The sequence below is a fragment of the Paracoccus sp. DMF genome (genome assembly GCF_004407025.1).
GTDB lineage: Bacteria > Pseudomonadota > Alphaproteobacteria > Rhodobacterales > Rhodobacteraceae > Paracoccus > Paracoccus aminovorans_B.
In genome coordinates, this window is the sequence record NZ_SOKV02000134.1 from 1 (window position 1) to 1,378 (window position 1,378).

The following is a 1,378-nucleotide window of genomic DNA, read 5'->3' on the forward strand; positions in this document are numbered from 1 at the left end:
AGTTGGAGCCTCCGGCAAACCCGGCGCGGTTCATTCAGCTTCATTCGGCGCACTACCGAAACCCGCAGCCCTTCGCCGGAAAGCGGGTGCTGATCGTCGGCGGTGGCAATTCCGGGGCCCAGATTCTCGCCGAAGTGAGCGAGGTCGCCGAGACCATCTGGGTTACGCTGAAGGAGCCGGTCTTTCTGCCTGACGACGTCGACGGCCGGGTCCTCTTCGAGCGTGCCAGCGCGCGCGTGCTCGGAGACGTCGATCAGGCCGCGACCACCACGCTGGGCGACATCGTCATGGTCCCGCCTGTGAAGGAGGCGAGAGATCGGGGCGTGCTCACTTCCGTCCGTCCCTTCGAGCGCTTCACCGCGACCGGCGTGGTCTGGCGGGACGGGACCGTGACGCAGATCGACGCGGTCCTGTGGTGCACAGGCTTCCGTGCTGCAACCGAGCACCTTCGGCCGCTCGGCGTCGTCGAACCTGATGGGCGTATCGAGGTCCTCGACCAGCGTGCGGTCGAGGAGCCACGGCTGTGGCTGGCGGGCTACGGAAACTGGACGGGTGCCGCGTCTGCAACGCTGATCGGTGCAGGGCGCACGGCGCGAGAGCTGGTTCCCCGGATCAAGGATGCTCTTGCCGACGCAACCCTGGCGTGCTGACCGCGCTTGCGCTGGCGAACTGCCGTTCTCCTATGTGATGCGCCGCTGGTGCTCAACGACATCCGCAGGCTCTCGCCTGCTCACGCATCACCGCATAGTCGCTCATCATCTCGGCGACGGCCGAGGGCGCCGGTAGCAGCATAAGCTCGTCAGCCGCCCGCGCCTGGCGCTCGCGGCTGTACTCGACGACGGGAGGGCACACCGCAAGCCCGCCCGGCTCAGAACCGACCGTCGCGCAGCCGCTCAGCAAGCTCGTCGCGATCGCGAGGGCGGCGAGATGCCGCTTCCAGCATCCGGCGTTGGACGTCATTGATCTTCTCCGAAGTTTCGAGACGTTCGGCGAGGCGTCCCGCTCGCTCGCCGGACCGCCGAAGCGCAAGCAGGAACAGGAGCACTGTGAGCGCGATGGCGCCGTAGCGCAGCGCCGCTCGCATCCACGGGCCGGCGGCGATCCCGGTGATGAGCGCGGCGATCACCGCCGCCCCCGCTTCCAGTCGTCGAGGCGGGCGTAGATCGTGACGCCGATCCCGCCGAGCGCAACGGCGATGAACACCCAGCGCAGCGTGTCGAGATACGGCACGAGAGGCAGGATGGCGGATTGCGTCTCGGCCAGGACGCTCTGCGCGATCTCGACACCCGCCGCGCCCAGCGTCGCCACTCCGGCCGCACCACCACCTTTCATCGTGCGGCTGTCGGCCAGCGCCTCGCGCGCGGGCGGCGTCTCCGTT

At 68.7% G+C, this 1,378-nt stretch carries 2 protein-coding genes and 1 pseudogene; 1 reads left to right on the forward strand and 2 read right to left on the reverse strand.

Annotation, left to right across the window (positions count from 1 at the left end; translation table 11 throughout):
- Positions 1-650 (forward strand): FAD-dependent oxidoreductase (locus E3D03_RS20730; RefSeq protein ID WP_263568524.1); only part of this gene is annotated, 650 nt, incomplete at its 5' end.
- A gap of 218 nt (positions 651-868) precedes the next feature.
- On the opposite strand, the gene E3D03_RS20740 is transcribed toward E3D03_RS20730, so the two are convergent.
- Entirely contained in the window at positions 869-1,126 is a 258-nt protein-coding gene (locus E3D03_RS20740) for a hypothetical protein (RefSeq protein WP_036709847.1), read from the reverse strand.
- Positions 1,123-1,378: pseudogene (locus E3D03_RS20745) on the reverse strand (peptidase M15); the annotation flags it as partial. The gene E3D03_RS20740 and the pseudogene E3D03_RS20745, both read right to left, overlap by 4 nt.